This is a genomic window from Mucilaginibacter sp., assembly GCF_028288205.1.
GTDB lineage: Bacteria > Bacteroidota > Bacteroidia > Sphingobacteriales > Sphingobacteriaceae > Mucilaginibacter.
In genome coordinates, this window is sequence record NZ_JAQBOD010000048.1 from 133545 (window position 1) to 159512 (window position 25968).

General features: G+C 36.5%; 22 protein-coding genes. 12 read left to right on the plus strand and 10 right to left on the minus strand.

Features of this window, described 5'->3' with window-relative positions:
* Positions 1-107: 107 nt before the first annotated feature.
* The 5 genes from JWR23_RS11470 to miaA all read left to right on the plus strand — a co-directional run bounded on the left by JWR23_RS11470 (position 108) and on the right by miaA (position 4979).
* On the plus strand, positions 108-1091 hold the full coding sequence (locus JWR23_RS11470; RefSeq protein WP_299516199.1) for a glycosyltransferase family 9 protein: 984 nt from the start codon (positions 108-110) through the stop codon (positions 1089-1091).
* Positions 1084-1650: an L-threonylcarbamoyladenylate synthase gene (locus tag JWR23_RS11475; protein ID WP_299516200.1), complete on the plus strand. Its 567-nt coding sequence runs from the start codon at positions 1084-1086 to the stop codon at positions 1648-1650. Before JWR23_RS11470 ends, JWR23_RS11475 begins: the two co-directional genes overlap by 8 nt.
* Positions 1651-1919: 269 nt before the next feature.
* Complete coding sequence (locus JWR23_RS11480) at positions 1920-3332, plus strand: HD domain-containing protein (protein WP_299516201.1); 1413 nt, start codon at positions 1920-1922, stop codon at positions 3330-3332.
* 43 nt (positions 3333-3375) lie between these two features.
* Positions 3376-4020, plus strand: coding sequence for a hypothetical protein (locus JWR23_RS11485; protein ID WP_299516202.1), 645 nt, complete (start codon positions 3376-3378; stop codon positions 4018-4020).
* A gap of 50 nt (positions 4021-4070) precedes the next feature.
* The gene (gene miaA, locus JWR23_RS11490; protein WP_299516204.1) at positions 4071-4979 is read left to right on the plus strand and encodes a tRNA (adenosine(37)-N6)-dimethylallyltransferase MiaA; all 909 of its coding nucleotides are present in this window, start codon (positions 4071-4073) and stop codon (positions 4977-4979) included.
* Here miaA and rfbA read toward each other — a convergent pair.
* From rfbA to JWR23_RS11505, 3 genes are all read right to left on the minus strand, one after another.
* Entirely contained in the window at positions 4972-5829 is an 858-nt protein-coding gene (gene rfbA, locus JWR23_RS11495; protein WP_299516206.1) for a glucose-1-phosphate thymidylyltransferase RfbA, read from the minus strand. The genes miaA and rfbA overlap by 8 nt on opposite strands.
* Before the next feature lie 6 nt (positions 5830-5835).
* Entirely contained in the window at positions 5836-6699 is an 864-nt protein-coding gene (gene rfbD / locus JWR23_RS11500) for a dTDP-4-dehydrorhamnose reductase (RefSeq protein ID WP_299516208.1), read from the minus strand.
* An 84-nt stretch (positions 6700-6783) separates the two neighbouring features.
* Positions 6784-8223, minus strand: a complete 1440-nt coding sequence (locus tag JWR23_RS11505) for a flippase (protein WP_299516209.1) — start codon at positions 8221-8223, stop codon at positions 6784-6786.
* Between the two features lie 229 nt (positions 8224-8452).
* Between JWR23_RS11505 and JWR23_RS11510 the strand changes: the two genes are divergently transcribed.
* Positions 8453-9370 carry a glycosyltransferase family 2 protein gene (locus JWR23_RS11510; protein WP_299516210.1) on the plus strand — a complete coding sequence of 306 codons (918 nt, stop codon included), beginning with the start codon at positions 8453-8455 and terminating at the stop codon, positions 9368-9370.
* Between the two features lie 12 nt (positions 9371-9382).
* Here JWR23_RS11510 and JWR23_RS11515 read toward each other — a convergent pair whose 3' ends face one another.
* Positions 9383-10249 carry a class I SAM-dependent methyltransferase gene (locus tag JWR23_RS11515; RefSeq protein WP_299516211.1) on the minus strand — a complete coding sequence of 289 codons (867 nt, stop codon included), beginning with the start codon at positions 10247-10249 and terminating at the stop codon, positions 9383-9385.
* A gap of 208 nt (positions 10250-10457) precedes the next feature.
* On the opposite strand from JWR23_RS11515, the gene JWR23_RS11520 reads away from it, so the two are divergent.
* The 3 genes from JWR23_RS11520 to JWR23_RS11530 are packed head-to-tail and all read left to right on the plus strand — an operon-like array spanning position 10458 to position 13670.
* Positions 10458-11846 (plus strand): hypothetical protein, encoded by a 1389-nt coding sequence (locus tag JWR23_RS11520; RefSeq protein ID WP_299516212.1) that lies wholly within the window; start codon positions 10458-10460, stop codon positions 11844-11846.
* Positions 11836-12534, plus strand: a complete 699-nt coding sequence (locus JWR23_RS11525; protein WP_299516213.1) for a DapH/DapD/GlmU-related protein — start codon at positions 11836-11838, stop codon at positions 12532-12534. The genes JWR23_RS11520 and JWR23_RS11525 overlap by 11 nt, the downstream gene beginning before the upstream one ends.
* 2 nt (positions 12535-12536) lie before the next feature.
* Positions 12537-13670, plus strand: a complete 1134-nt coding sequence (locus JWR23_RS11530) for a glycosyltransferase family 1 protein (protein WP_299516214.1) — start codon at positions 12537-12539, stop codon at positions 13668-13670.
* Here the strand turns inward: JWR23_RS11530 and JWR23_RS11535 are convergent.
* The 3 genes from JWR23_RS11535 to JWR23_RS11545 form a co-directional block, all read right to left on the minus strand.
* Complete coding sequence (locus JWR23_RS11535; RefSeq protein WP_299516215.1) at positions 13667-14767, minus strand: glycosyltransferase; 1101 nt, start codon at positions 14765-14767, stop codon at positions 13667-13669. The two genes, JWR23_RS11530 and JWR23_RS11535, sit on opposite strands and share 4 nt — an antisense overlap.
* A 16-nt stretch (positions 14768-14783) precedes the next feature.
* Positions 14784-15725, minus strand: a complete 942-nt coding sequence (locus JWR23_RS11540; RefSeq protein WP_299516216.1) for an NAD(P)-dependent oxidoreductase — start codon at positions 15723-15725, stop codon at positions 14784-14786.
* A 375-nt stretch (positions 15726-16100) separates the two neighbouring features.
* Positions 16101-16739, minus strand: coding sequence for a methyltransferase domain-containing protein (locus tag JWR23_RS11545; RefSeq protein ID WP_299516217.1), 639 nt, complete (start codon positions 16737-16739; stop codon positions 16101-16103).
* A 373-nt stretch (positions 16740-17112) separates the two neighbouring features.
* Here JWR23_RS11545 and JWR23_RS11550 point away from each other — a divergent pair, with 373 nt between their 5' ends.
* The 3 genes from JWR23_RS11550 to JWR23_RS11560 all read left to right on the plus strand — a co-directional run bounded on the left by JWR23_RS11550 (position 17113) and on the right by JWR23_RS11560 (position 21869).
* Positions 17113-18345: a glycosyltransferase family 4 protein gene (locus JWR23_RS11550; RefSeq protein WP_299516219.1), complete on the plus strand. Its 1233-nt coding sequence runs from the start codon at positions 17113-17115 to the stop codon at positions 18343-18345.
* Positions 18346-18556: 211 nt separating this feature from the next.
* The gene (locus tag JWR23_RS11555; RefSeq protein WP_299516221.1) at positions 18557-20800 is read left to right on the plus strand and encodes an SLBB domain-containing protein; all 2244 of its coding nucleotides are present in this window, start codon (positions 18557-18559) and stop codon (positions 20798-20800) included.
* Between the two features lies 1 nt (position 20801).
* Positions 20802-21869, plus strand: coding sequence for a hypothetical protein (locus tag JWR23_RS11560; protein ID WP_299516223.1), 1068 nt, complete (start codon positions 20802-20804; stop codon positions 21867-21869).
* Here the strand turns inward: JWR23_RS11560 and JWR23_RS11565 are convergent.
* The 3 genes from JWR23_RS11565 to JWR23_RS11575 are packed head-to-tail and all read right to left on the minus strand — an operon-like array spanning position 21859 to position 25913.
* On the minus strand, positions 21859-23562 hold the full coding sequence (locus JWR23_RS11565) for a capsule assembly Wzi family protein (protein WP_299516225.1): 1704 nt from the start codon (positions 23560-23562) through the stop codon (positions 21859-21861). The two genes, JWR23_RS11560 and JWR23_RS11565, sit on opposite strands and share 11 nt — an antisense overlap.
* 12 nt (positions 23563-23574) lie before the next feature.
* Positions 23575-25269, minus strand: coding sequence for a capsule assembly Wzi family protein (locus JWR23_RS11570; protein WP_299516227.1), 1695 nt, complete (start codon positions 25267-25269; stop codon positions 23575-23577).
* The gene (locus tag JWR23_RS11575; RefSeq protein WP_299516229.1) at positions 25266-25913 is read right to left on the minus strand and encodes a hypothetical protein; all 648 of its coding nucleotides are present in this window, start codon (positions 25911-25913) and stop codon (positions 25266-25268) included. Before JWR23_RS11575 ends, JWR23_RS11570 begins: the two co-directional genes overlap by 4 nt.
* Positions 25914-25968: the final 55 nt, after the last annotated feature.

Below are 25968 nucleotides of genomic sequence, written 5' to 3' on the forward strand. Positions count from 1 at the left end.
TTAGAGATTAGAGGTTAAAGATTAGAGATTAGTTAAGCATAGTTTGCAGCAACTTACTTCTAATACATTGCATCTAATCTCTAATCTTCAATCTCTAATCTCTAATAATGAAAATACTGGTAAGATTGCCCAACTGGCTTGGCGATGTAGTTATGAGTACGGCTTTCATTGCAGCGGTTAAGCAGCTTTATCCTTCTGCGCAAATTGATGTTATTATTAAAAAAGAACTTAATTCTGTTGCATCACTAATACCGGGATTAAACCACATTCATCAATTTTCAAAACAGGAATATAAGGGGCTTGGCGGTGTTTACCGTTTTGGCAAAACTTTACGTGCCCAAAACTACGACCTGTTTTTCACCCTGCCCGATTCGCTTTCATCAGCCGTAATGGGTAAAGCTACCGGGGCCAGACAGCGTGTTGGCTTTAGTAAAGAAGGCGGTTTCTTTTTGCTGACCAAAGTTTGCAAAAGACCATTAAGCGCACACCGGGTTGATGAATACCTGGCAATATTAGAGCAGTTTACCGGAAAACCAATTATAAACAAACAAGTAAAACTGGATACCGGTGCGGCACAACCCAATAAATTGGTGCTAATCAATTTTAACTCGGAAGCGGAATCACGAAGGATGCCTTTGGATAAAGGTAAAGCTTTACTGAATTTATTAACCAACACTTTTGCGGATAAAAAATTCGGATTGATAGGCTCGCCAAAAGACGCGGTTTTTATAGAGCAAATTTTGGATGGCGCCGCAAACATTGACAGGGTAGAAAATTATACCGGCAAAACAACACTGGCTACCTTAAGTAATTTAATGGCCGGTGCAAAAGTTTTGCTGACTACGGATTCAGGTCCGGCGCATTTGGGTAATAGCTTAGGCGTACCTGTTATAGCGTTATTTGGCGCAGGTAATGAATATAATACCGCGCCTTATAATAAAGACAAGTTAACCGTATTACGCGCGGGCCAGTTAAATTGCGAGCCTTGTGTGCGTAACGAATGCAAACTATATGGCATACCCAAGTGTATGGAACTATTAGATGAACAAAGAATTATTAACGCCTTGAGCTTATACTTAAACCATGCTTAGAGACGAAGTAGCTAAAGCTTTTAAAGTTGTGCAGGATGGCGGTATTATCCTCTACCCTACTGATACCATTTGGGGTATAGGCTGCGATGCTGCAAATACCGAAGCCGTACAAAAAATATATCGCCTTAAACAACGTGACGAAGCCAAAAGCATGATCATTTTGCTGGATACGGATAACAAGCTGGCCAGCTATGTACAGGAAGTACCCGAACTGGCTTATAGCCTTATAGAGTATGCCGAAAACCCGCTAACATTAATAATTCCCGGTGCAAGGAATATCTCGCCTGCTTTAATTGCGGGCGATGGCAGCATAGGCATCAGGGTATCAAATCATCCGTTTTGCCAGGGATTAATACAGCGATTGCGGAGGCCGTTGGTTTCTACATCAGCCAATATCAGCGGCAAGCCATCGCCCCAATATTTTTCGCAAATAGACCAGGAGATAATTGATGGTGTTGATTACGTGGTTGATGTGGACCAGCATAGCATGGAAATAAAAAATCCATCAACTATTATGAAGCTGTCGCCTAACGGGCAATTCGAGTTTATACGCCGTTAATAACACGGTGGCGATGTTTGTTTCATTTTGTTTCATCACCGCTAAAATCAGCGATTTGTAATTATTTGATTATCAATTAAAAACATCAAGACTACGTATAATTTTACTAACGAATAAGTTGTTACATTTTGTTTCACCACTTTTTAGCAATAACCTCATAAACAATACTTTAAGTCAAAACCTTGTTTCACTTGTTTCATTTGTTTCACACTCACAGTGAAACAAGCGGCATATTTCTGTAATTTTGCGCGTCCCTAAGGGATACCATCATGAAGGCACATTTAAAACATCACGTATTTACCGTTATATCGCAGCTTGCAGGCCAGCAAAACCTGCCTGTTTATGCCATTGGCGGCTTTGTGCGCGATATTTTTTTAGAACGGCCATCCAAAGATATTGACATCGTAATTATTGGCAACGGCATTGCCTTTGCCGAAGCTGTTGCTGCAAAATTAAAAGTAAAGCTGGCCGTGTTTAAAAACTTCGGCACGGCCTCATTAAAATACAAGGACCTTGAAATTGAGTTTGTTGGCGCACGTAAAGAATCCTACCGTTTAGATTCCCGTAAACCTATAGTAGAGAACGGCACTTTAGAGGATGACCAGAAACGCCGCGATTTTACCATCAATGCGTTAGCTATTTCCTTGCATCCGGATACATTCGGGCAGCTAACAGATCCCTTTAACGGAACAAAGGACCTGGAAGCAAAACTTATCCGTACGCCGCTTGACCCTATCGAGACTTTTTCTGATGATCCGTTAAGGATGATGCGGGCCATCAGGTTTGCATCGCAGTTGAATTTTAAAATTGATACTATCGCTATTGAAGCAATAAAAAATAATGCTGATCGCATCAGCATTGTGTCGCAAGAACGCGTAACTGATGAATTGAATAAGATCATTTTATCACCAAAACCATCTATTGGTTTTAATTACTTGTTTGATACCGGGCTGTTACACAAAATATTCCCGCAGATGGTTGCACTTTATGGCGTTGACTATATTGATGGCAAGGGACATAAAGATAATTTTTACCATACCCTGCAGGTACTGGATAATATTTGCGAAACCACCAACGATCTTTGGCTGCGCTGGGCCGCAATACTGCATGACATTGCCAAACCTGCCACCAAACGCTTTGAAGCTGGCCATGGCTGGACGTTTCATGGCCATGAAGACCGTGGCGCGCGCATGGTACCAAAAATATTCGCGCAATTAAAACTGCCGCTGAATGAAAAAATGAAACTGGTGCAAAAACTGGTTCAGTTGCATTTACGGCCAATAGTATTGTCGCAATCTATTGTAACAGACTCGGCAGTGCGCAGGTTATTATTTGAGGCCGGCGATGATATTGAAGCACTAATGTTGTTGTGTAAAGCAGACATAACCACAAAAAACGAATACAAGGTTAAAAAGTACCGTAACAATTTTGAGCTGGTTCAGCAAAAATTAAAAGATGTTGAGGAGCGCGATAATATTCGCAACTGGCAGCCACCTGTTACGGGTATAGATATTATGAATCTATTCGGGATAAAAGAGGGCCGTGAGGTTGGAATTATTAAAAATCAGATACGCGAAGCTATACTTGAGGGAGAGATACCAAACTCGCGCCAGGAAGCAATTAATTACACAATTAAAAAAGGCGAAGAAATTGGCTTAAAAGTTGTGGCAACTCAATCATAAATTAAAATATTATTTTTACCAAAAAAACTACTACTTTATACAAATGGCACTATACAGGTTCAGAGTTACTTTTGAGGATTATGATGATGTAACGAGAGAAATAGATATTAAATCTACTCAAACATTTGAAGATCTTCACCGCGCTATCCATCAGTCAACAGGTTATAATGCACAGTATCCTTCTTCCTTCTATATTAGCAATGATCAATGGATAAAAGGCGAGGAAATTACCTATCTGCCTAACCAAAAAAGAATTGACCGTGGTATTGCGCTTATGGAAAAAGTAAAGCTGAGCAACCGTATTGATGATCCGCATCAAAAATTTTATTACACTTTTAATTTCGACCGCCCTTTTGATTTTCATGTTGAATTGATGAAAATTATTTTGGATGAAACACCCGGCGTAACTTATCCGGCCATTATAAAATCTGTTGGCGAAGCGCCAAGGCAATTTGTCACTGTTGCCGATGCTGAAACAGCAGCGACAGCCGAAACAGGTGATGACTTTGACTTTTTGCATGAGATGGGCATGAACCACGAGGATACCGAAGATTTTTCTGAAGTTGATGAAACCGGCGAAGCCGTAGCAGAAGAACATGAAGAAGAGCATGAAGAGGACGAATTTGGAAGTGAGTTTGCTGATGATGAAGGCTTTGAAGACGACAGCAAATCGCATGAAGATTATTAATATTAGTTCATAAATCATGGTTCATAGTTAATGGTATTGTATTATTTGCTATGAACCAATATCCACAAAAAAGCCTTCTTGTAATTGCCGGCCCTACCGCTTCGGGTAAAACCGCGGTAGCTATACGTTTAGCGCAACATTATAAAACAGTAATTGTATCGGCAGATTCACGGCAGTTTTACCGTGAAATGTCTATAGGCACAGCCAAACCAAGTATAGACGAATTAGCTGCAGCTAAGCATTATTTTATTGATTCGCATACTGTCAACCAAACATTTTCTGTTGGCGATTATGAAAAACAGGGATTAGCTTTATTAGATGAGCTATTTAAAATCCATGATATTGTAATATTAGTTGGTGGCTCGGGCCTATACATTAAAGCACTTTGCGAGGGTTTTGATGATATTCCGCAAGCTGATCCTGAAATAAGGGAACAGTTAAACAATGAATTTGCCGAAAAAGGCATAACCACCCTCCAGGAAGAATTAAAAATGGCTGACCCTGTGTATTATGACGAGGTTGATCTAAACAACCCACAACGTATTATAAGGGCGTTAGAAGTATTCAGGCATACGGGCAAACCCTTTTCATCGTACCGAAAAGCTACTATTAATATCCGTCCTTTCCGGTCTGTAAAAATAGGGTTGGATCTGCCCCGCGAAGTTTTGTACGATCGTATTAACCAACGGGTAGATGATATGGTAAAACAAGGTTTGGTGGATGAAGTAAAATCATTGCTGCCTTATCGCCATTTAAATGCTTTAAACACCGTTGGCTATAGTGAACTGTTTGCTTACCTGGATGGCAAAACTGATTTGAACAGGGCTATTGAGCTGATTAAACAAAATACCCGGCACTTTGCAAAAAGACAATTAACCTGGTTTAAAAAAGACAAGGAAATTCACTGGCTTGAACCTAATGATATACAACCGATAAAAATTGAAAACTTAGTTAAGTAAGCTTTAACAAATATTGGCCGTAACCACTTTTAATATATTTTTGAGCTATCTCTTTTAACTGTTGTTTGTTTATAAAACCCATACGGTAAGCAATCTCTTCAATACAGCCTATTTTGGTATCCTGGCGCTTTTCTATAACACGAACAAATTCGCTTGCATCGCTTAACGAATCAAAGGTACCTGTATCTAACCAGGCTGTTCCCCTATCCATCACTCCAACATGTAATGTTCCTTGCTCCAGGTAATGCTTATTTACATCAGTAATTTCATATTCGCCGCGTGGCGAAGGTTTTAAATTTTTAGCAATTTCTACAACAGTATTGTCATAAAAATAAAGTCCCGGTACTGCAAAATTTGATTTTGGTTTTGCAGGTTTTTCTTCAATTGATAAGGCTTTAAAATCCGCATCAAACTCAACCACCCCATAACGTTCAGGGTCGGCAACCGGATATGCAAAAACAGCTGCACCATTTACATCATTAAAACTACGTATCAGCTTACTAAAACCACTTCCGTAAAATATATTATCGCCCAATACAAGGGCTGCTTTGTCGGCACCTATAAATTTTTCACCTATTACAAAGGCCTGAGCTAAGCCATTAGGTATCGCTTGTACCGCATATTCAAAATTACAGCCCAATTCTTTTCCATCACCTAATAAGCGTTTAAAACTCTCATTATCTTCAGGGGTGGTAATAATTAAAATATCTTTAATATCAGCCAGCATCAAAACCGATAGCGGGTAATAGATCATCGGTTTATCATAAATAGGCATTAACTGTTTACTAATTGCCCTTGTTATAGGATAAAGCCTGGTACCAGACCCACCTGCTAAAATTATTCCTTTCATGTATGTTTATAGTTGCGATTGAAGTTTGGAAATGCACTTTATCAGGCTATCTCTCCAATATGGTATTTCTATGTTAAATGCTTGTTTGGCTTTGCTTTTATCCATTACAGAGTAGCTTGGACGAGTGGCCCTTGTTGGATATTCATCAGTGTGAATGGGTATAGCTTTTACTTTAGTTGCTGCTATATCAAATATAGCCCGGGCAAAATCAAACCATGAGGTTATGCCTTCATTGCTGTAATGGTAGGTGCCATAAGCTTTACTTTCAATACTGATAATATGAAGAATGAATGATGCCAGATCTATTGCGTAAGTAGGTGTACCTACCTGGTCGGCTATAATTTTAAGCTCGTCCCGCTCACTGCCCAGCTTTAGCATGGTTTTAACAAAGTTATTGGCATACTCAGAATATAACCAACCGGTACGGATAATAAAATGCTCATTTAAAATTGCTGCAACGGCAAGCTCGCCATCCAGTTTAGTTTGTCCGTAAACACTGATTGGTTTCGCTTCATCATCTTCTGTAAGCGGTTTTGCTACATCACCTTTAAAAACAAAATCAGTAGATATATGGATCAATACAGCACCATGAGCTTTACATTGAATAGCCAAATTCTCAGCTCCGGTTTTATTGATCTTTTCGGCAAGTTCAACGTCATCTTCTGCTTTATCAACAGCTGTATATGCAGCGCAATTAATTGCGTAAGCCGGCTTATACTTTTCAAATATTTTGTTTAGGCCAACTGTATCTAAAATATTAGCTTCTGCTTCGTCAGGAAAATCAATAGTGGTAATTCCTTTTAAATGAGCTACATTTTTTATGCACTGCCCCAATTGCCCCGAGGCCCCAAAAACTACCATGTTATTCATATCATCTCATTTTAATGGAACAAATATGTTTACTATTTATCAAACAAAGACTATAAAATTTTAATAATTGGTTTAAGCATATACTTATACCTTGCTTGTTTTATTTAATTTCATTTTTATAAGATCTGCAATATTAAATACAAAGTTGTTTTTGAATAAGAATAACTGTATAGCCGTATAAGCTATTGCACAACCGGTTATAGAAATAATAAGCCTGTAAACCAACGGCAATGAAACCTCTTTAACCATCCAGATGAGGGGGATAAATGCCAGCGCACTAATTATAGCTTTGATTACCAAAGACCATTGATAGGTAAAGGAAAAGTGCTTATTGATAAAATAAAAATATAATAAAATAACTACTGTTTCTGAGCATACATCGGCTATAGAAGAGCCTATTTGCTGTAAAGAGGGTATCAAAATAAAATTCAGGGCCAAACTAATTATCAGGCCCCCTATTTCACTTATAAACATTTCCCTGTTTCTGCCTGATGGCACAAGGATCAGGAATAGAAAAAAGTGAGAAAAACCCATAATTAATGGCAGTACGGAAAGCAAACGCATACTACTTGTAGCTTCCAAAAACTGTTTGCCAGAAAATAAGGCTATAAAATCGGGCGCCAATAATGCTAAACCAAATGCTATTGGCACCCCAAAAAACACCAGGAACCTAAATGTTTGATTTAGTGTTAGCTGTACATTAAACATATCGCCGTCTGCAAAATACTTAGCTATTTTAGGCATTAGTATTACACCCATTGAAGTTACAATTGGAATACTAATTTTACTGAGCTTAACTGCAGCTGTATAAAGACCTACGGCCTTGTTGTTTGACAGAAAACCAAGTAAAACCGTATCTATATCGGCCATTACTGCAACTATTGTAGTGCCAAAAATAAACAGCAAAGGCGTTAAATGCCTGCGTAATTTCAGGCCCCAAAACATAAACTTCACTTTACCTCTCAATAAAAAAAAGCTAAGTATGTTGTTACCTAAAAAGGAGAACATCATTAAATACAGATAAAGCTTATAATCGCCGGTCTTTTTTACAAAAACAAACATCAGCACCAAGCCAATCACTTTAAATAGCACAGATCGTAAGGCAATTGATTTAAACTCTTCCATCCCGGTGTACATCCATTCAATGTAAGAGCATCCAAGCAGCACCATTAATAAACCGGCCTTATACATATCCCTGTTAACACTAAAATAGGGGAACGTGTAAATTGTAGCCAGGTATAAAACCGACATGCAAATACTGGTTAACAGGTAAATAGTGATTAATTCTGAGAATATACGGGAGCGCCCTTCTATATCATTTTTATAGCGCGCAATTTCTTTCATCCCATATATAGGAATGCCAAAACCGGCTATCATTGCAAAATATTGCGAAAATGAGAACACAAATTGTACTTTCCCTATCCCCTCCGGGCCTAAAACACGCGATACATATGGGAAACTTAATATTGGAAATAGTAAATTGGCTAACGTAAGCAGTAAATTATAAAAATAGTTTTTAGCCATGTATCGGTAACTGGTATAAGTAACTGTGTTAAATAATTTAATACGGCTGTTTTTCAGCGGTTAATTCCCTATTGCAGCAAAATTAATATAATTTCCGGCATCGGTCTATCTTTGCTTTTGCCGCTCGGTTTTTCCGACTGATAAATAAGTTTTTTGCCGGTTTGTACTTATTTTTAAAATATGCATCGTAATATTGTCTGCATACATCATAAAACAACATCCATTTAAAATGCCTAAGCCGGTTGCACTGATCCTGCTCAATTGGAATACACCCGTACATACGGCAAATTGTATTTTATCATTAAAGCAATATTGCGATGAGCGCATATTTGATATAATTGTTGCTGATAATGGGTCGACAGATGATTCTTTAGCACTACTAAAAGCTAAATTTCCGGATCTTATATATATTGAAAACAAAGAGAACCTGGGCTTTGCCGAAGGCAACAACAGGGGGTTGGTTTATAGTATAGCAAATGGATATACCTATTCCCTGGTGATGAATACAGACACGTTGGTTGATGAAGACCTGGTATCGGGCCTAATTGCACATCTCGACAAGTATAAGCAGGCCGCGGGCGTACAGCCTGCTATATATTGGATGCATGATAAAACCAGAATATGGAACGGGAAAGGCAGTTTTAATGTGGTGCTCGGTTTACCTTACTCTGATAAAACATTGCCTGCACAAAATAATATCGGCGACTATGAAATTGCCGAATGGATTACCGGCTGTTGCATGCTTTTAAGAAACTCGGCATTAATAAAGAGTGGGTTATTTAACAAGCATTTCTTTTTATATTATGAAGATGTTGAGCTTTCTTTCAGACTGCGCGATTGGGGGCATGAGCTACATTACTTACCTTCATGCAAAATGTATCATGAAGCGGGGGTATCTGCTATAGTAGAGAAGAAAGAAGGTTTTTTAAGCCCGGTTATTCATTATTATATAAGCAGGAATCATATTTGGTTTTTAAGGAAATATGGGAAGCCGGTTTTTTATCCTGTTAATATACTTTACAACGGCTTTTACTATTTAGGGGTATGGGTTTATTTAAAACTCCGGGGCCGTAATGAAAAAGCCGGCTTTATAATAAAAGGGGTAAAAGAAGGTTTGTTTACTCCTTCCAAATTAATTTGGTCTTAAATACGCTGCCAATTATTTTTCGGCGACTATAAAGAGCAGTGTATCCAATATTAACTTATTAATATCATAACCCGTAACTATTTTTACCGATGTAAAACCGGCATCTTTAAAGGTATCTAATAAATCCCATCCAAAATGATAATAACAAAGAATGCCCAGGGGCAACACGGGGTCGCCATGGTATTCCGGCTCTAACAGGTGTGTAACTTCGCCCTCATCATTGATGGTAGCCCGGGTTATAGTTTTATCGTTTTCAAATATAAAAGGAGCACTTAAAAGAACATGCCCGCCCGGCTTGGTAACCCTGTATAGTTCTTTAATAACCGTTTTATAATCGGGTATATGTTCTAAATCTTCAAATGATAGGCACAGGTCAAATGAATTGTCGGAATAAGTAAGGCAGGTAAGATCCTGGTGTAATATATCGCCCGGTTTATAAATACTGGTAACCACATCATATTGATTTAGGTTTGCTATATTTTTATGATACGCAGTATCGTTTTCTGTAAGATATATTTTTTTAGCGTTTGGAAAATATTGCTTTATGATATCTAAACTGAAACGCATACGGGAATTTAATCCTGTATGATCTGTACATGCTTCACGCAAACTAAAAAGATTCCTAAACCTATTGAAGTGGTATAATGTGCCAAACATTCTTACATAAGAAAAAGTATTGGCTACCTTCAATATCTTCTTTTCAAAAGATTTTCTGAATTGAGTATATTGCTGATAGTTGGCATAATCTTCCTTTTTTTCCAATTCGGCCATCAATTTATTGCAGGGAGAATCTTCATACAAGTAATCAATGTTTTTTGCAAGTGCCTTTTGTACAATATTCTGGCTTTTTCTTACCGCTTTTTTAATCTGTTTAATCATGCTGATGCAAAGTATAATTTATTGGGGTGGAAAGCAAATTGGCTGCTATTCAAAAAAATGATTAAATTTAGCCTGGTTATTATAGGTCCATATTAACCGGTTTCTAACTTTTGTCCTGAACAATAGGGCTGTATTTATTAAAGGCTTAAAAGATGAATTTTAACTTCAAAAAGCCTAATTTGGCCTCAAAGTTAGTATACTGCTAAACATGTTTATTTTCCTGCTTATCTATATCACTTCATTTATTGTAGCCTTAAGAGAGGTATATAAAGGCAATACTGGTGGTATATTTATATTCCTGATTTTTGGATTATCTATATACACCACCGCGATGTCGGTTGCGTTTATGCTGGGGCTGAAAGATTTTATTCCTTTAATGCAGGTTTTTAAAGAAGCGCTTGTTTTTAGTGTGCTTATTTTAAACTTAGTAAACTTAAAACACCGCCCCAAGTTTCATCTTATTGATTATTTAATATTTGCTTTTTTACTATACCTCATCATTTATGCCATTTTACCCATCGGCGAGCAGAGCTTTGTAGGCCGGCTGATGGCTTTAAAAAGTATTTCTTTTTATATTGTGGTTTACTTTACCGGACGCTTTTTTGATCCAAAAACCATTTACATCAATAAGTACTTTAGTTATATCATACTGCTAACTATCGCGGCCGCGGCTGTACTGCTTGTTGAAGTAGTTGCCCAGAGCCCCTTACAATTTCATTCGGGCTATTTTGATTATAGTTACTATTTCTTCAATCTCGACTCGAGCGGTGATTATGGATTACAGGTAACCTTTACCTCTGATAGCGGTTACATCCGTTTTGGCAGCTTTTTCACCAATCCGCTTGAGCATGCTGCTGCAACATTAATTGCCCTGGCCGTAATTTTCGGCTTGTATACAAGAGATGACAATAAATTTACTATTAATGGCATCGGCCTGCTTGCTTTGAGCGCCTCAGTTTTATCTATTCTGTTTGCCTTATCACGGGCCCCATTAGCCAGCTATTGTATTATGATTTATGTATATGCTCTGGTCACAAAAAAGAAATTCATTGTCAATACTATACAAACCGCCTTTGGGTTGGCTGCAATTTATATTATATACCTATTTTATCAATTTGAAAATAATCACAGCGGTATTATGGCGGTTGTTTTGAATACTATTGATTTTAGCGATCCATCCAGCATCGGGCACCTGTTAGCGTGGGTAGAAGGGATTGTATCGATAAGTCAGCATCCTTTTGGGCTTGGATTAGGATCATCAGGAAGAGTTGGGGCAAGTTTAAACCAAAATATAGGCGGCGAAAATCAATTTATTATAATTGGTGTTCAAGCCGGAATAATAGCTTTAGTTTTATATTTGATTGTGTTTGTAATGTTTATTAAAACAAGCTTCAAATGGCTTCCTTTATTAAAAGGAAAAGAAAGAAAGCTTTGTTTAACTGTATTTCTTATAAAAATTGGACTTTTAATATCTACATTATCGTCAGAAATAGAGTCATCATCTTATGTATCCTACATGAACTGGTTTTTATCTGGTTTATTGATCAGTATGATAATGCACCAGGCACCTCAATTACAACCGGCAAATGATAATTGAAAAATTAATAAGAACATTAAAAAATGATTCCAATTATAAATGGGAAAGCTCCTACACAGGCAGGGACCTGTTTAGTGTTACCTGGTTAAGATCTTTCCAGATCATAAGGGGATTACTTTTAAAGCCATTTTTAAAAAGATCTGCGGGGCTTGTTTTTATTGGCATGAATGTAAAAGTAAGGCATGGTTATCAGCTAACCGCAGGAAAAAATTTAATATTGGAAGATAATGTAAGCATCAATGCGCTGTCAACAAATGGTATAAACCTGGGTAATCACGTTTCCATTGCCAGGGATTCGATACTGTTTTGCACCGGGGTAATTGCGCAAAAAGGCACAGGTATTACCATTGGCGACCGTACCGGTATTGGCGCCCGTGCATTTTTAGCCGGGCAAGGAGGCATTACTATTGGCAACGACGTAATAACCGGACCCAACATCCAAATATTTTCAGAAAATCACAGCTTTTCAGATCTGTCACAGACCATAAAAGAACAGGGTGTAAACAAGCAGGCTACCGTAATTGGTAACAACTGTTGGCTGGGCGGCGGTATTACCATACTTGCCGGCGTAACTATTGGCGATGGTTGTGTAATTGCAGCCGGCAGCGTGGTTACCAAATCTATCCCTGCAAACTCAATAGTTGCAGGTGTACCTGCCAAAGTAATAAAAAGCAGGGAAGATAAGTAAGTATGCCAAAACCATTAACCATAGCAGTAGATGTGCGCGACCTCAGGGTAGCCAAAACCGGTACCCTCACTTACCTGGAAGAGCTATGTAATGAGTTTAAAAAAATGGATAGTAACAATCTGCGCTTTCATTTTTTAGATACCGGCATACCTGTTTATACCGGCAGTAACAAATTGCTAAAACTGATAGAACATGCAAGGTATCAATTATGGAAACAATTAATATTGCCATTAAAAGCTTTTTCAAAAGGGTGTGATATTGTTTTCTGTACTGATAATTTTGTTCCCCTAATACATTTGGGCTACAAAACTATCCCGGTTTTTCATGATGCGTTTTTTTTTGAAACGCCCCAACATTATAGCAAGTTATGGCTATGGCTTTATCATAAAACGGCAGTACCTGCTGCCAAAAGATCGCCATTTGTTGCAACCCCTACCGCATATGCAAAAAAACAGATCAATCATTATACCCACATTATTAATGAAAAGCTGGTTGTTGTGCATGAAGGTGCAAAAACTTTTAAATTTGATGGAGACATTAACGAAACCGGCTCTATACTGAGAGTATTTTCATTAACCTCGCGCCAATATATATTACATGTAGGCTCTATGTATAAACGGAAAAATATCCCCGCGCTTATATATGCGTTTAGCAAGCTTAAAAACATGGGATATCCGGAGTTGAAATTAGTTTTAGCCGGCCCTACACCGGTTAACAAATTTGGCAGCGATGATTATCAACTGATATTAAATGCAATTGCTGATACTACGCTTAAAAATGATATTGTGTTAACAGGCTATATAACTGATGCAGCATTAAGCCAGCTTTATGATAATGCCTTAATGTACGTTTTCCCTTCTATTAATGAAGGGTTTGGACTACCGATATTAGAGGCGTTTAATCATGATTTGCCGGTACTGGTTGCAAACAACACCTGCCTTCCTGAAATTGGCGGTAATGCGGTTTTACAATTTGATCCTTTTGATATTGAAGACATATTCTTAAATATAAAAACTGTAGCAGATAACGAAGATTTAAGAGCAGATATGATCAATAAGGGCCGTGAACGCTTAAGGTTTTTTTCATGGCATAACACGGCTTTGCAATTAGTAGAGCTATTTAGGAAAGCTGTTTAGCTATTAAAAACCTGTATGTGCTCGTCGGCAACGTTTTCCCAATTAAATACACTTAACGCGCGCTCCCGAGACTTTTGAGCGAGAATTAGCATTTGGGGGTAGTTATCTTCGCAAAAATTTATTTCTTCGGTTAACGAGCTAATATTGCCTTTTTTGAATTTACGTGCCGTATCTAGAACCGCATATACATTTTCTTCAATATCACTAACTATCATAGGCACATTTAAGCCCATTACCGTTAACACAACAGGCGACAGGCCCTCAACATCCGAAGGTTGAATGTAGCAATAGGAATTACACATTAACGTATTCACATCGTTACCATACACATACCCGGGAAATATAACCCGGTCATTTGCCATATCAAGCAACTGTTTTTCATATGGTGATGGGTTTGGCGACCCACCTATCAAAACCAGTTTTTTATCAGATTTTGAATTTTTAAATGCCGGGATCAAATAATGCAACCCTTTATCAGGTATAAACCGCCCTACAAATAAATAATATTCGCCTTTTTCAATACCATACTCTGCTAAAATATCGGTGTTACCTGTTCCGGCCTCAACTTCGCTGCCAAAGGGTATAAACTTAAACTGCTTATTAAATCTTTCTTCAAAAAGTTTCTTTGCTATTACGTTATCAAATATTACCTGGTTGGGTAAGTAGGCAGTTAAAAAAGCAGATAATTTTAAATAAAGTTTACCATACCAGGGCCATTTATCTCTCTTCCAATCTACACCATCCTGGCTTATAAACACTTTTTTACCAAATAGGCGTAACGGCAGGGCCCAAATACTATTACCTCCGTTTTGTATATGAACAATGTCGGCAGTGTTATTGAGTATAATATCAAAGGTACATTTAAGGGAATGCAAAAGGGTATCAAACCCAGTCTTGGGGGTAGTTTTAAAGGTTTTTATTTTCACACCTTTATACTCATCAACATCAACAAATACATCAGGATACCTTCTGTTATAGGCAATAACAGTATGTCCGCGGGCTACAAGTCTTGGAAATAGCTCAAGTGCAAATTTATCTGCTCCGGCAGCACCTTTTGCTAAAGGGATTGACCGGAAGCCAAAAGCAGCAATACGCATTATCTAAAGTAAATATTTATAAAGTAATTTGCTCTTTTACCGGATAAATATTTTTTTCCTTCAAATAATCTATATAGTAATCATCAATATATTCTTTTAACGCAATTTTCCAATCACGCATAATATTCATGTTTCTTAGTTCGAGCTTTTTGTTGATCAATCTCTCTGACGGGGGCCTTGGTGCAAAATAAACATCTTCAAAGTAGCTTGAAGAAACCTCATTAACAGTTACCTCATCATCCAGGTCTAAAATTTTTACTAATTCTTCAGCCACTTCCCGCCTACTGGTTTCACCATTACAAACCATATTGTAAAGGCCCCAGTATTCTCTTTCAATTAAAAGCTTAACATTTTTTGCAAAATCAACAGTAAAAGTTGGTGTACCGTCTTTATCATTTACAATATGCAAATCGCGTTTGCCGTTTGCTAATTGTTTAATTAATTTATTTATAAATTTCTTGTCTTTATCCGGACCTCCGCCCATCATCCAGCCTGCACGGCAAATAATATACCTGGTTGCGTTTTCGCGCACATAACGTTCGCCCATATATTTTGAGCGGGCATAATGACCAAGGGGATTAGGTTCGTCCCAATCATCATAAAAATCTTTTGTACCATCAAATATCCCCGCTGTGCTAATATATAGCATAGGTATATTTAATTTATTAGCAATAAAAACAGCGTTTTCTACAGCAGTGGTATTAGTAAGATAGGTATCGTCAAGGTTAAGCTCGCAGTATTCAAGATCGGTATAAGCACCTAAGTGAAACAAATAATCGGGTTTAAATGCTTCTACATCTTTTTTGTAGCCTTCAAAATTACGGAAGTCTAAAAAGCTAAGCCAACTCTCATTTACATCCTTATCTGTGCATTTAACTTCGTAATCATCTTTAAATATGCGATAAAAAGCTTCACCAAGCATTCCACCAGCACCAGCAATGTAAATTTTTTTTTTCATATAAACGTTAAAACCATAATGGGTAACATCCGGTAGATGTTTAAATTGCAATAGGGCATTTGTTAACCTTCACTTTTCAAAATTAACCTTTTTTAGGTCATTACAAGTATATTTCTTTTAAAAATCTAATCAATAAATTAATATTTTGATAATTCAATTAAAAATGCTTTGGTACTTTATATACTAATTCATAAGCAAATGCCGTTAAAAATTAAAAAACAAAAAATTTATATCAAGTTTTTTTTCTTATTAACTAAATAGTACTACAAGTATCATTTTATATGGCTTACTACAAGTATTATTGAATTTTGTTTGTTTGTCTAATAATAAAATCGTGCTATATGAGCAAAAAGAGTATAATGATTTGTTTTTTTATTACTGTTTTACAATCAAAACAAAATCCATAGTTGAGAAGAACTTTTTATTCCTTTTGATAATGTAATCTTTAATATTAAGCTCATTTAACATCTCTTTTATATCATCTATGCTAAGTAAATTCATGTAATCGCCAGATGCCCATGTTTTGCCTATAACCCGAAGAATTTTATCAAAATATTTTTTGGGCAAATAGTGTAAAAAAGGCAGCCTGGTATGAACCTCAATAGGAAACCAACGATTTGGAGTAGTAATAAAAATGCTTTTACTTGTCCTAATCAATTCACTAAGGAAAAGTAATTGCTTATCATAACTGCCTACATGCTCAATTACTGCATTTGACCAGGCTATATCAAATTCCTTATCTGCAAAAGGGAAATGACTTCCTTCATATAATACAACTTTTACTTCCGGGAAATTTTTTTTAAATGTAGGTGCATCTTCTATTCCAAGCGCGGTTATATTTTTTTTATAAGGATAGTTCCTTTCAAGAAAATTAATCCCTGGGTACGGATCGTCATCGGTGAAACCCACATCTAAAATTTTGGTATCCTTATCGGGTTTTAATTGTTTTAAAAAATACTCATACTTTTTTTGCCTGTTTTTTGTAGAAATGTTTATCGCGAAATTTTTAAGCATATTTTAACTTCATTATTCATTTTGTAGTAAATACAGAATTATACAATACTAATCAATTGGCGTTGTTTTTACAAGCAAGCTTATAGCAACTCCAAACGTCGCAAACGTACTAAAAAATAAGAAGCTGGATTAAAAACCGGAATTAATTTGCCAGGAAAAACCACATAATTACAGCCTCTATGCATAGTTCTATTTCTCCCAAGTCAATGCTTTAATTCAGTAAAATCTTGGTTTTAAACCTTTATATGGCGGGATATTTAAAAAATAAAAAAATCATAATAACTATGATTAATTACAAGCATCTTTGGGATTTGGTTTGCTTTAATATTAACCAATAAAAAATCTGGATAACATTGATTTAAATAGCTGATAAATGAATATTCTTGTTGTTAACTGGTCATGGTACCCAAGTGGAGGAGATTGGACATATGTTGAAAACTTAACTAAAATATATGAGGATAGGGGACATCATGTTATACCATTTTCAATGAAGGATGACAGAAACTTTCCGTCTCCATGGTCAGATTACTTTATTGAAAACATTGATTATAAAAAAATTAACAGGCGCAGTTTAACCGCAGGTATAAAAGTGGTTATGAAAAGTATTTATTCTTTCGAAGCTCAAAAAAATTTAGAAAAACTATTATCTGATGTTAAAATAGATTTTGCGCATATCAATGTTATCCATCACCACATTACTCCTATCATTTTAAAAGTTTTAAAACAAAAAAACATTCCGATAATCTGGACACTGCATGAGTACATTCCTATTTGCCCGGAAGGTACATTTATTAGCCATGGCCAAATATGCGAACGATGTTTTGACGGCGCTTTTTATAATTGTATTACACATTCATGCAAAAAAGGATCATACCTGGCCAGTACCGTTGCCGCTCTGGAAAACTATGTACATAAGTATTTAAATTATTATGAGTATGTAGATCATTATGTATGCCCGTCTGTTTTTTTATATGAAAAATTTAAAGCCTTTAATTTTTTTAGTGATAAGCTGGTGCAATTATATCACGGTTATGATTATGCAGAAATTGAAACGGCAAAATTGGCACCCAAAGCCGGTGATGAAAAATACATTGTTTTTACTGGCCGGCTCGAAAAAATAAAAGGCGCGCATACAGTGTTAAATGCTATGTTAGCTTGTCGCGATATACAACTTAAAATAATTGGCGATGGGACCCAGGAACCAGCATTAAAAGAATTTAAAGAAACCCATCAGCTAACTAATGTTACCTTTTTAGGCAAAAAAAACAAACAAGAAACGCTACAGATAATTAACGGGGCCGAGTTTCTGATATGTGCTTCAGAGTGGTATGAGGTTTTAGGTTTTACGGTAGTTGAGGCCATGGCATTGGGCAAACCGGTTATAGGATCGGCTATTGGAGCTATACCCGAGATGGTTATTAATAACCAAACCGGGCTGCTGTTTGAACCTGGTAATCATAATCAGTTGGCTGATCTTATAAAATCATTATTTACTGATATAGACTTGATATTGCAAATGGGTAAAAATGCCAATCAACATATTAACCAGCTAATTAATACCGAAAAACATTTTGAGGGCCTGCAAAAACTTATTCCTGCATTATGAGTTTTAACACCTGGCAACCGGCAATTAAGCAACTTATCAATATAGCTTTAGACTAATATAATATTTTATATTTGTACCGTTTAGTTTCATATAAAAATTTTACATGCGCATTAAATACCTTCTATACATTTTACTTTTTCTTTTTTCGCTCAATTTTTCAAACCCGGCCCTGGCCCAGCAAACGCCTATATCTTTAGACAAGTTAAAGAGCATGAAAGTAAATCAGTTAACTGATGAACAGATAACCATGTATTGGCAACAACTTCAGAACAAGGGTATGTCTGAAAAAGATATTTATGCAGCAGCGCTCCAGGGAGGGATGCCTCCAGACGAAATACAAAATTTAAAAGATCGGGTAACTTTATTGGGACTAAATAGCAAAACAAATAATAAATCGTCCTCAATAAGTACAAAGAAAAAAATAGATTTCTCAAGAAATAAGGACGATTCGGTAACTATGCCCAGTGTGGTTAAGAATGATGTGCCACCTCCCCCACCTCAAAAATTACAGGTATATGGCGCTAATTTTTTTAACCGGTCAAATATGAAACCTGAACCGAATTTTTCTGTTGCAACCCCAAAAAGCTACGTATTGGGGCCCGGCGATGAGTTGATCATACTGTTAACCGGGTTAAATGAAAGCACAGAGCAAGGCTCAGTAATTAGTCCGGAAGGAAAACTGCTTATCCCACACGCCGGAACCGTGTATTTAAACGGATTTACTATTGAACAGGCTACCGCCATAATTAAAAACAAAATGGTTAAAAGTTACCCTGCTTTAAAAACAGGGCAAACACAATTAGCTATAAATTTAGGAAATACGCGCCGCATTAATATTATTATAAAAGGAGAAGTAAACACGCCACAGCCAATTATCATTTCTTCATTGGCCAGTTTATCTAATGTACTATATTATTCAGGTGGCCCTAATCAAAACGGCTCATTAAGAAACATCCAGATAATAAGAAATAACAAGCTTTATAAGACTGTTGACTTTTATGACTTTTTACTAAACTCAGTAAATGTTGATATCCGCCTTGAAGATCAGGATGTGATTAATTTTCCGGTTTACAAAAAAAGAGCAGGAATTAGCGGCGAAATAAAAAGACCTGCTATTTATGAGTTAAAAGAAGGAGAAACATTGAATGACCTGATCAAATACGCAGGCGGATTTACTGATATCGCGTATAAAGGTATTGCAAAAATTGACCAGATAAACGACCTGCAGCATGAAGTAAAGGATGTTCCGGCTAATATGTTTTCAAATTATATACCCCACAATGGTGATATGATGACTATTGGAGCTGTAACAAATCGCTATACTAACAGAATTGTATTGGAAGGTGCTGTTTATCGCCCGGATATATACGAGCTTACTGCAGGCCTTACACTTGCTCAACTGTTAAAAAATGCCCAGGGATTAAAACCCGAGGCTTACATGGATAAGGGTATTATTAGCAGAACCATGCCGGATCTTGAAAAGGTTTCAATATCTTTTGTTCCGGGTGATATTGTCAATGGTAAAAATGACATCCCGTTATTACGTGAAGACTCGATTATGATTTTTAACCGCGATGTGTTTACATCTAACCAAAAAATAATTATAGAAGGGTTTGTTAGAAAACCAAATGTATTTATCTATCGCAAAGGTATTAAGTTAGCTGATGTAATTGCAATGGCCGGTGGATTTAAAGATGAGGCGGCCGACCATCATGTTATAGTATCCAGAACAATTAAAAACTCATCTGATAGCGTAGCTAACCAATTAGTTAATGATATTATTGTAGATATGAGCAATAAAGCCGATCCGAACATCGATATGGAACTACAGCCAATGGATTTTATTAATGTACCGCGTTTAGTTAACTACCGGGGATTAGGCAATGTACAAATTAAAGGCGAAGTATTGTTTCCAGGAGATTATCCCGTGCAAAGACGGGATGAAACAGCGCTTGATTTTTTAAAGCGCGCCGGCGGCGTTACACCCTATGGCTCTCTTGAAAATGCCCAGGTTTATAGAAAAGGTATACGTGTAAATCTTGATCTTGCTTCTACAACTGGTAATCCTACCGCTAATAAAAATATGATATTATTGCCTGGAGACAGTGTATATGTGCCCCGTGTAATTTCATATGTAGAAGTAGCAGGAGCCGTTAATAATCCGCAATATATAAGCTATAAAGGAAGTAGATTTAAATACTATATTAATGCTGCCGCAGGGACTACAGAAAATGCACGGCTAAAAGGTGCATATATTAAATACCCTGATGGCTTAAATCAACCTGTCAGGCATTTTTTATTCTTCCGAAATTACCCAAAAGTAAAACCTGGAAGCAAAATTATAGTGCCTGAAAAAACACCTGATTCTAAATTTAAAATAAGCTTAGGAGACATAAGTGGTATCGCAGCCGCATTAACCGCAATAGTAAGTATTATAGCTATTTTACATAAATAATATGAGCCAGGAAAATTCTAATTATCCTTACGAGCCGGAATTCTCTCTTAAAAAGTTGCTTAATGACCGTGTTAGCGATATTAAATACGTTTTAAAATTTAAAAAATCATTAGCGCTGGTTATAATAATTGGTGCTTTATTAGGTGCATTAGCTGCGTGGCTAAAAAGACCTACTTATACAGCAAGATTAACTTTTGTTGTAGATGATTCAAAATCGTCCGGAGGTGGTGGTGGCTTATCTGCTCTGGCTGGGTTAGCTGGCTTTAACCTGGACGGATTAGGCGGCGCCAGCGGTGTATTAGCCGGTGATAATGTTGAAGAATTAATTAAAAGTCGTAAGCTAATTAAGAAAACGCTCATAACTGCTTACGATACCACCCAAACACTTGCAGACCGGTATGCCACGGTAAATAAGCTAAATAGCAAGTGGCTGAAATATAGTCCTGATGGCAAAATAATCCGTTTTCCATTAAATGGTATTAATAATACGCGATTACAAGATAGTTTACTGCATGAAATGACCGAATTGATTTTAGCGGATGAATTTGGGATAGCCAAGACCGATAAAAAGTTAGGCTTTTTTGAAGTAAATGCTACCATGAAAGATGAAAAACTGGCCCAGCTTTTTTGTACCAGGATGATTAATCAGTCAACAGATTTTTTTATCAGCACAAAAACCAAAAGATTAAGAGATAATGTAACCCGTTTACAAAAACGTGCAGATAGTATTGGTATAATTCTTAATCATAAAACTTATTCAGTAGCTGTGGCCAATCAAAGCATATTAGACCTAAATCCTGCTTACACAACAGCAAATGCTAACATTGAAGTAAAAGAGCGTGATAAAATTGTGTTATCGACTGTTTATTCTGAAACAGTTAAAAACTTAGAATCCAGCAAAACTATGCTTGCCCAAGAAACACCGACAGTTCAAATTGTTGATGAACCAGAATTACCTTTAAAAAAGAACAAGCTTAAATTTTATATAGCCATTCCAACCGGCATGCTATTATTGGGAATAATATTTAGCTTTTATATATTATTAACCCGTAAAGAAACTAAAATCTAAAGGTTACGCCCAGCTCACCATGGAAATTATACACATCATTATGCGGGATGTAATAATTACCCGGAACATAATCTTTTAATATCCATTCATAATTGAACGATTTAATCTGCTGTAGTTTTGCATTAAATATTAAATTCTTGTAGTTCCATTCCCCCTGCAAACCAAAGGCAAAGTCTACCCAACTCCTGCTATTACCATTGATATCGGGAAAGAATTCATGATAAAAATCAACATCATGTTCATATCGCTCAAATCTAATTCCCAATTTTTTTAAGCCTGATACCCAACTAATATCCATAGATTGTATATTACCTCCCGGGCCTATACCAGCTCCAAAAACCTGTCCTTCCTGGGTATCACCTTGTAATAACTGATAATTTACATACCATAATCCCGATCCTGTACGTACTATTCGTTCTGCAGTTAATGAAAGTTGAGTGATTTCAGAACTAATTACGATATGTTGTTCAGAAGAGCCGGGAATTGCGATCATCTTTCTGAAACCAAAAACATAAGCCCTTGCATGATCTGGCGAACCTATAAAATCATTGAAATTATAAGAATTATCAGTTACCCCATATTCAAAATAAACCTCTGCTTGAGCTTTAGGAAATAACCATCTGCTATATATAGAGGTTTGTTGTTCGCGAGGATAAGCATCGCCAATACCATTATTAATACTTTTCTTTTGAAATGGTGTAAAAAATGGGATATAATCACTGAAGCTTTTAACATCCCCACTATAAGATACAAAGGTTCTTATAAAACCTAAAGTAAAATTGGGTATCCATTTAGGATGATAATTAATATTTAATCCGGCAAGATAACGCCACTCATTTCTTGCGGGGTATACTAAATTTGTTCCATCTGATAAAGAAGTAGTTAAAAGCGCTGGAAAGTTAGAATTTTCTAACTTTCCTCCAATTATTTGCCCCTCAAAAAACCCAATGGGTGTTTTTACAGGCTTAACTGTATTTACTGTAACGTGCTTAAATCCCGGAGCATTATTTGTTAAAATTAGCGCGTTACTTATGCCTGGTCCCCACCATAAATTTTCATTTGAAAGCCCCACAGATACAGAGCCAAAAGTTAACCTAATACTGCTTTGCCCCCAAAATGCTTTCCTATAAGCTCCGTTACCGTATCGTTCCGGCCAATCTATTAAGCTATGAAACTGATAATAATTAGCCACTTCCTGATCAGAATGACCAGAAGCATACCCGTTAAATGCCGGGTTAACTGCATAAACAAATTCGGGGCGTAGTTGTATACTTAAAGGTCCAAGTTTAAAGTAAAAACCTCCACTAATCATTGTTTGATAACCTTTGGCCGGTATCATTGCTCCGTCATTCCAACCGTAGGGATGATCTGAATTAAATTGCTGTTGCCACGTTAATGGTAATATTTGAAAAACACCCAACCCTTTAGCAAAAGAAACCGGACCAGCCTGAACCCAATGGTCTTTTGCAAGCGTACTATCCGGATCATATGCGTTATGAGCATTTATAGAAGTAGAGGAAATTGGACGAACTGTGAAAGATAGGTTTGTGTCAATTTTACCAAGGAGCTGCATTCTTCTATAATAATCATCAAGAACGGGTGTCCCTACAGGGATTGATTGTGCGCTTACCTTACTGTAAAAAATTATGAAAGTAAATAAATGTATTAAATATGCAATATATATATTTTTCATTTTGATTATCGGTTAAAACCTATAATTAACACCTGTCTGAATTTGAAGGTTAAACTTACTTACCTGGTTTGCAAAGGTAATATCGTCTCCTGGTTGCTTTAAGGCCCATTGATAATCTAATGATTGTATACCCTGAAGTTTAGCATTAAAAACAAAGTTCTTGTAGTTCCATTCACCGTTAAAAGCTAAACTCATATCTACCCAATGTCTTGTATAATCTTTGCTATCAGCAAATGCATAATAATAAAAATCATTATTATGAACGTAACGTTCAATTTGCAATCCTATTTTTTTTAATCCTTTTATCCAGCTAACATCTACCGACTGTAAATTAGCACCTGGTCCAATACCTGCCCCCAATACTTCCCCCATATTTGTATAGCCCTGCCGTATATTTTGGCTAACATACCATTCTTTTCTATTCAAAATATCATTGACAGAAGTTTCCTGTAATTGAGTAGCTTCAACACTAATCATGATATTTTCATCATGCGAGTGATTAAATGGTAAAATTTTTCTAATACCGAAAATATAGGCACGCGAATTATTAGGTGTTAATAATTGCTGAAGAAAATCTTGGGTATTATTATATTGGCCATATTCAAAATAAATTTCAGCATGCTCTTGTGGCCAAAGCCAGCGCATAAATACTGAACTTAATTGATCTGACTTACTAATAGGATTATCTGGCGCATTTGTTTGCTTAACAGGAGAAAAAAGCGGCAAATAATCTCTAATACTACTCAAATTTTTACCATAGGTTTGTGAACTTTGATCAAAGCCTAAAAACAAACCGGGAACCCACTTTGGTTGCCATGTTATAATAATACCCGCCAAATATCTCCACTCATTCTGTTTTCGTACATATAGATCAGTACCGAAATAATAATGATCAGGTTCCAGTGGTGGGAAACCTGAATTATTCAGAGCTCCGGCAATTAATTGTCCTTCAAAAGAACCTATAGGTGTTTGCACGGGATGCAATGTATTTAGTGTTAAATGCGGGAAACCCGGTGCACTATTACTCATCAATAACGAATTACGAATACCCGGCCCCCACCACAAATTTTCAGTGGATAAACCAAAAGACAAAGATTTAAAGTTTAATCGTATGCTGCTTTGTCCCCAAGATATTCGGTTATAACTACCTGTACCGAATTGAACCGGCAGATCAATATTGTTATAGATGTCATAATATCGGGCAAAAATAACATCATAGTGATTTTTGTTAAAATTTTCGAAATTAGAATTTTCAGCTATAACTAACTCTGGCCTGAATTGAACAGTTAACAAACCGTATTTCGCAAATATTCCCAGGCTAATTAACGTTTGTGAGCCCTTAGCAGGTATCATTAAACCATCATTCCACCCATACGGATGATCAGAATTAAACTGAGTTTGAATGGTCAAGGGCAAAAGGCTGGCCTTTAGTTTTCCATCTTTACTTTGCCATGAACTGGTTGCGTTCATTACATTATAACGTTTCTCCGTACTATCCGGATAAAACGCATCTGCTTTTTTATCAATATAATTTGGAAATAATGGCCGAACCATAAAAGATACTGTTGTATCCGTAGCTCCCAACAATTGCGCTCTTCTATAATAATCCTCTACAGCAGTAGTCCCTACCGGTAGGGACTGCGCATGAATCTGAGCTTGAATAAAAACCAATAGGACGCCTATAATTGTAAGCTTTATGATTTTCATAAGGTAATTGCTTTGATGTTGATATTATCTACCGACCAACTTTCATCGCACTTTGGATCAGGAGAATTAGGTTGAACCAATTTATCTAAGCATTGTAATAACAGGGTATTATTTGTATGCCTAAAGGTTTTTGTAATTTTATATTGTGTTGTTCCGTTAGGTCCAGCAGAAAGACAAACTCCGGGCAAATCGGTTCTATAAGCGCCTGTTTTGGGATTATTATAGTTATTTGGATAATCATTTGGATAGGATTGGGGAGAGCAAAAGCCACCTGCCGGACATATACTATTTGAAAATGTAGTATTAACGTACAGGTTTCCATCTACCAGCATTTGCCATATATCCGGGCCATCAGGAGCAGATTTATTTCCATCCCAACTATCATGAATATAGAGATCAAATGATATGGTAATCAGATCATGTTTAGGTAAATTATTAAGTGTTAAGTTAAAATAGCCCTTATTATCATTGCAATTATACCGTCCCAAAACAGTAGAACCATTATATTGTTCTAAAAATCCGTTGCGGATGTTAGATAAGTTATTGGTTTCGAAATCATTATTATAAACAGTAACCTCATTGTTTACATGCGTCTTACAAGAGATAAAGAAAATAAATAGTATGAGTAGATTTTTTTTATTCATAGGAACCTAAATTATTCAAATATAGCTCTTCCAACAAGCAATTTGAATTTTAATT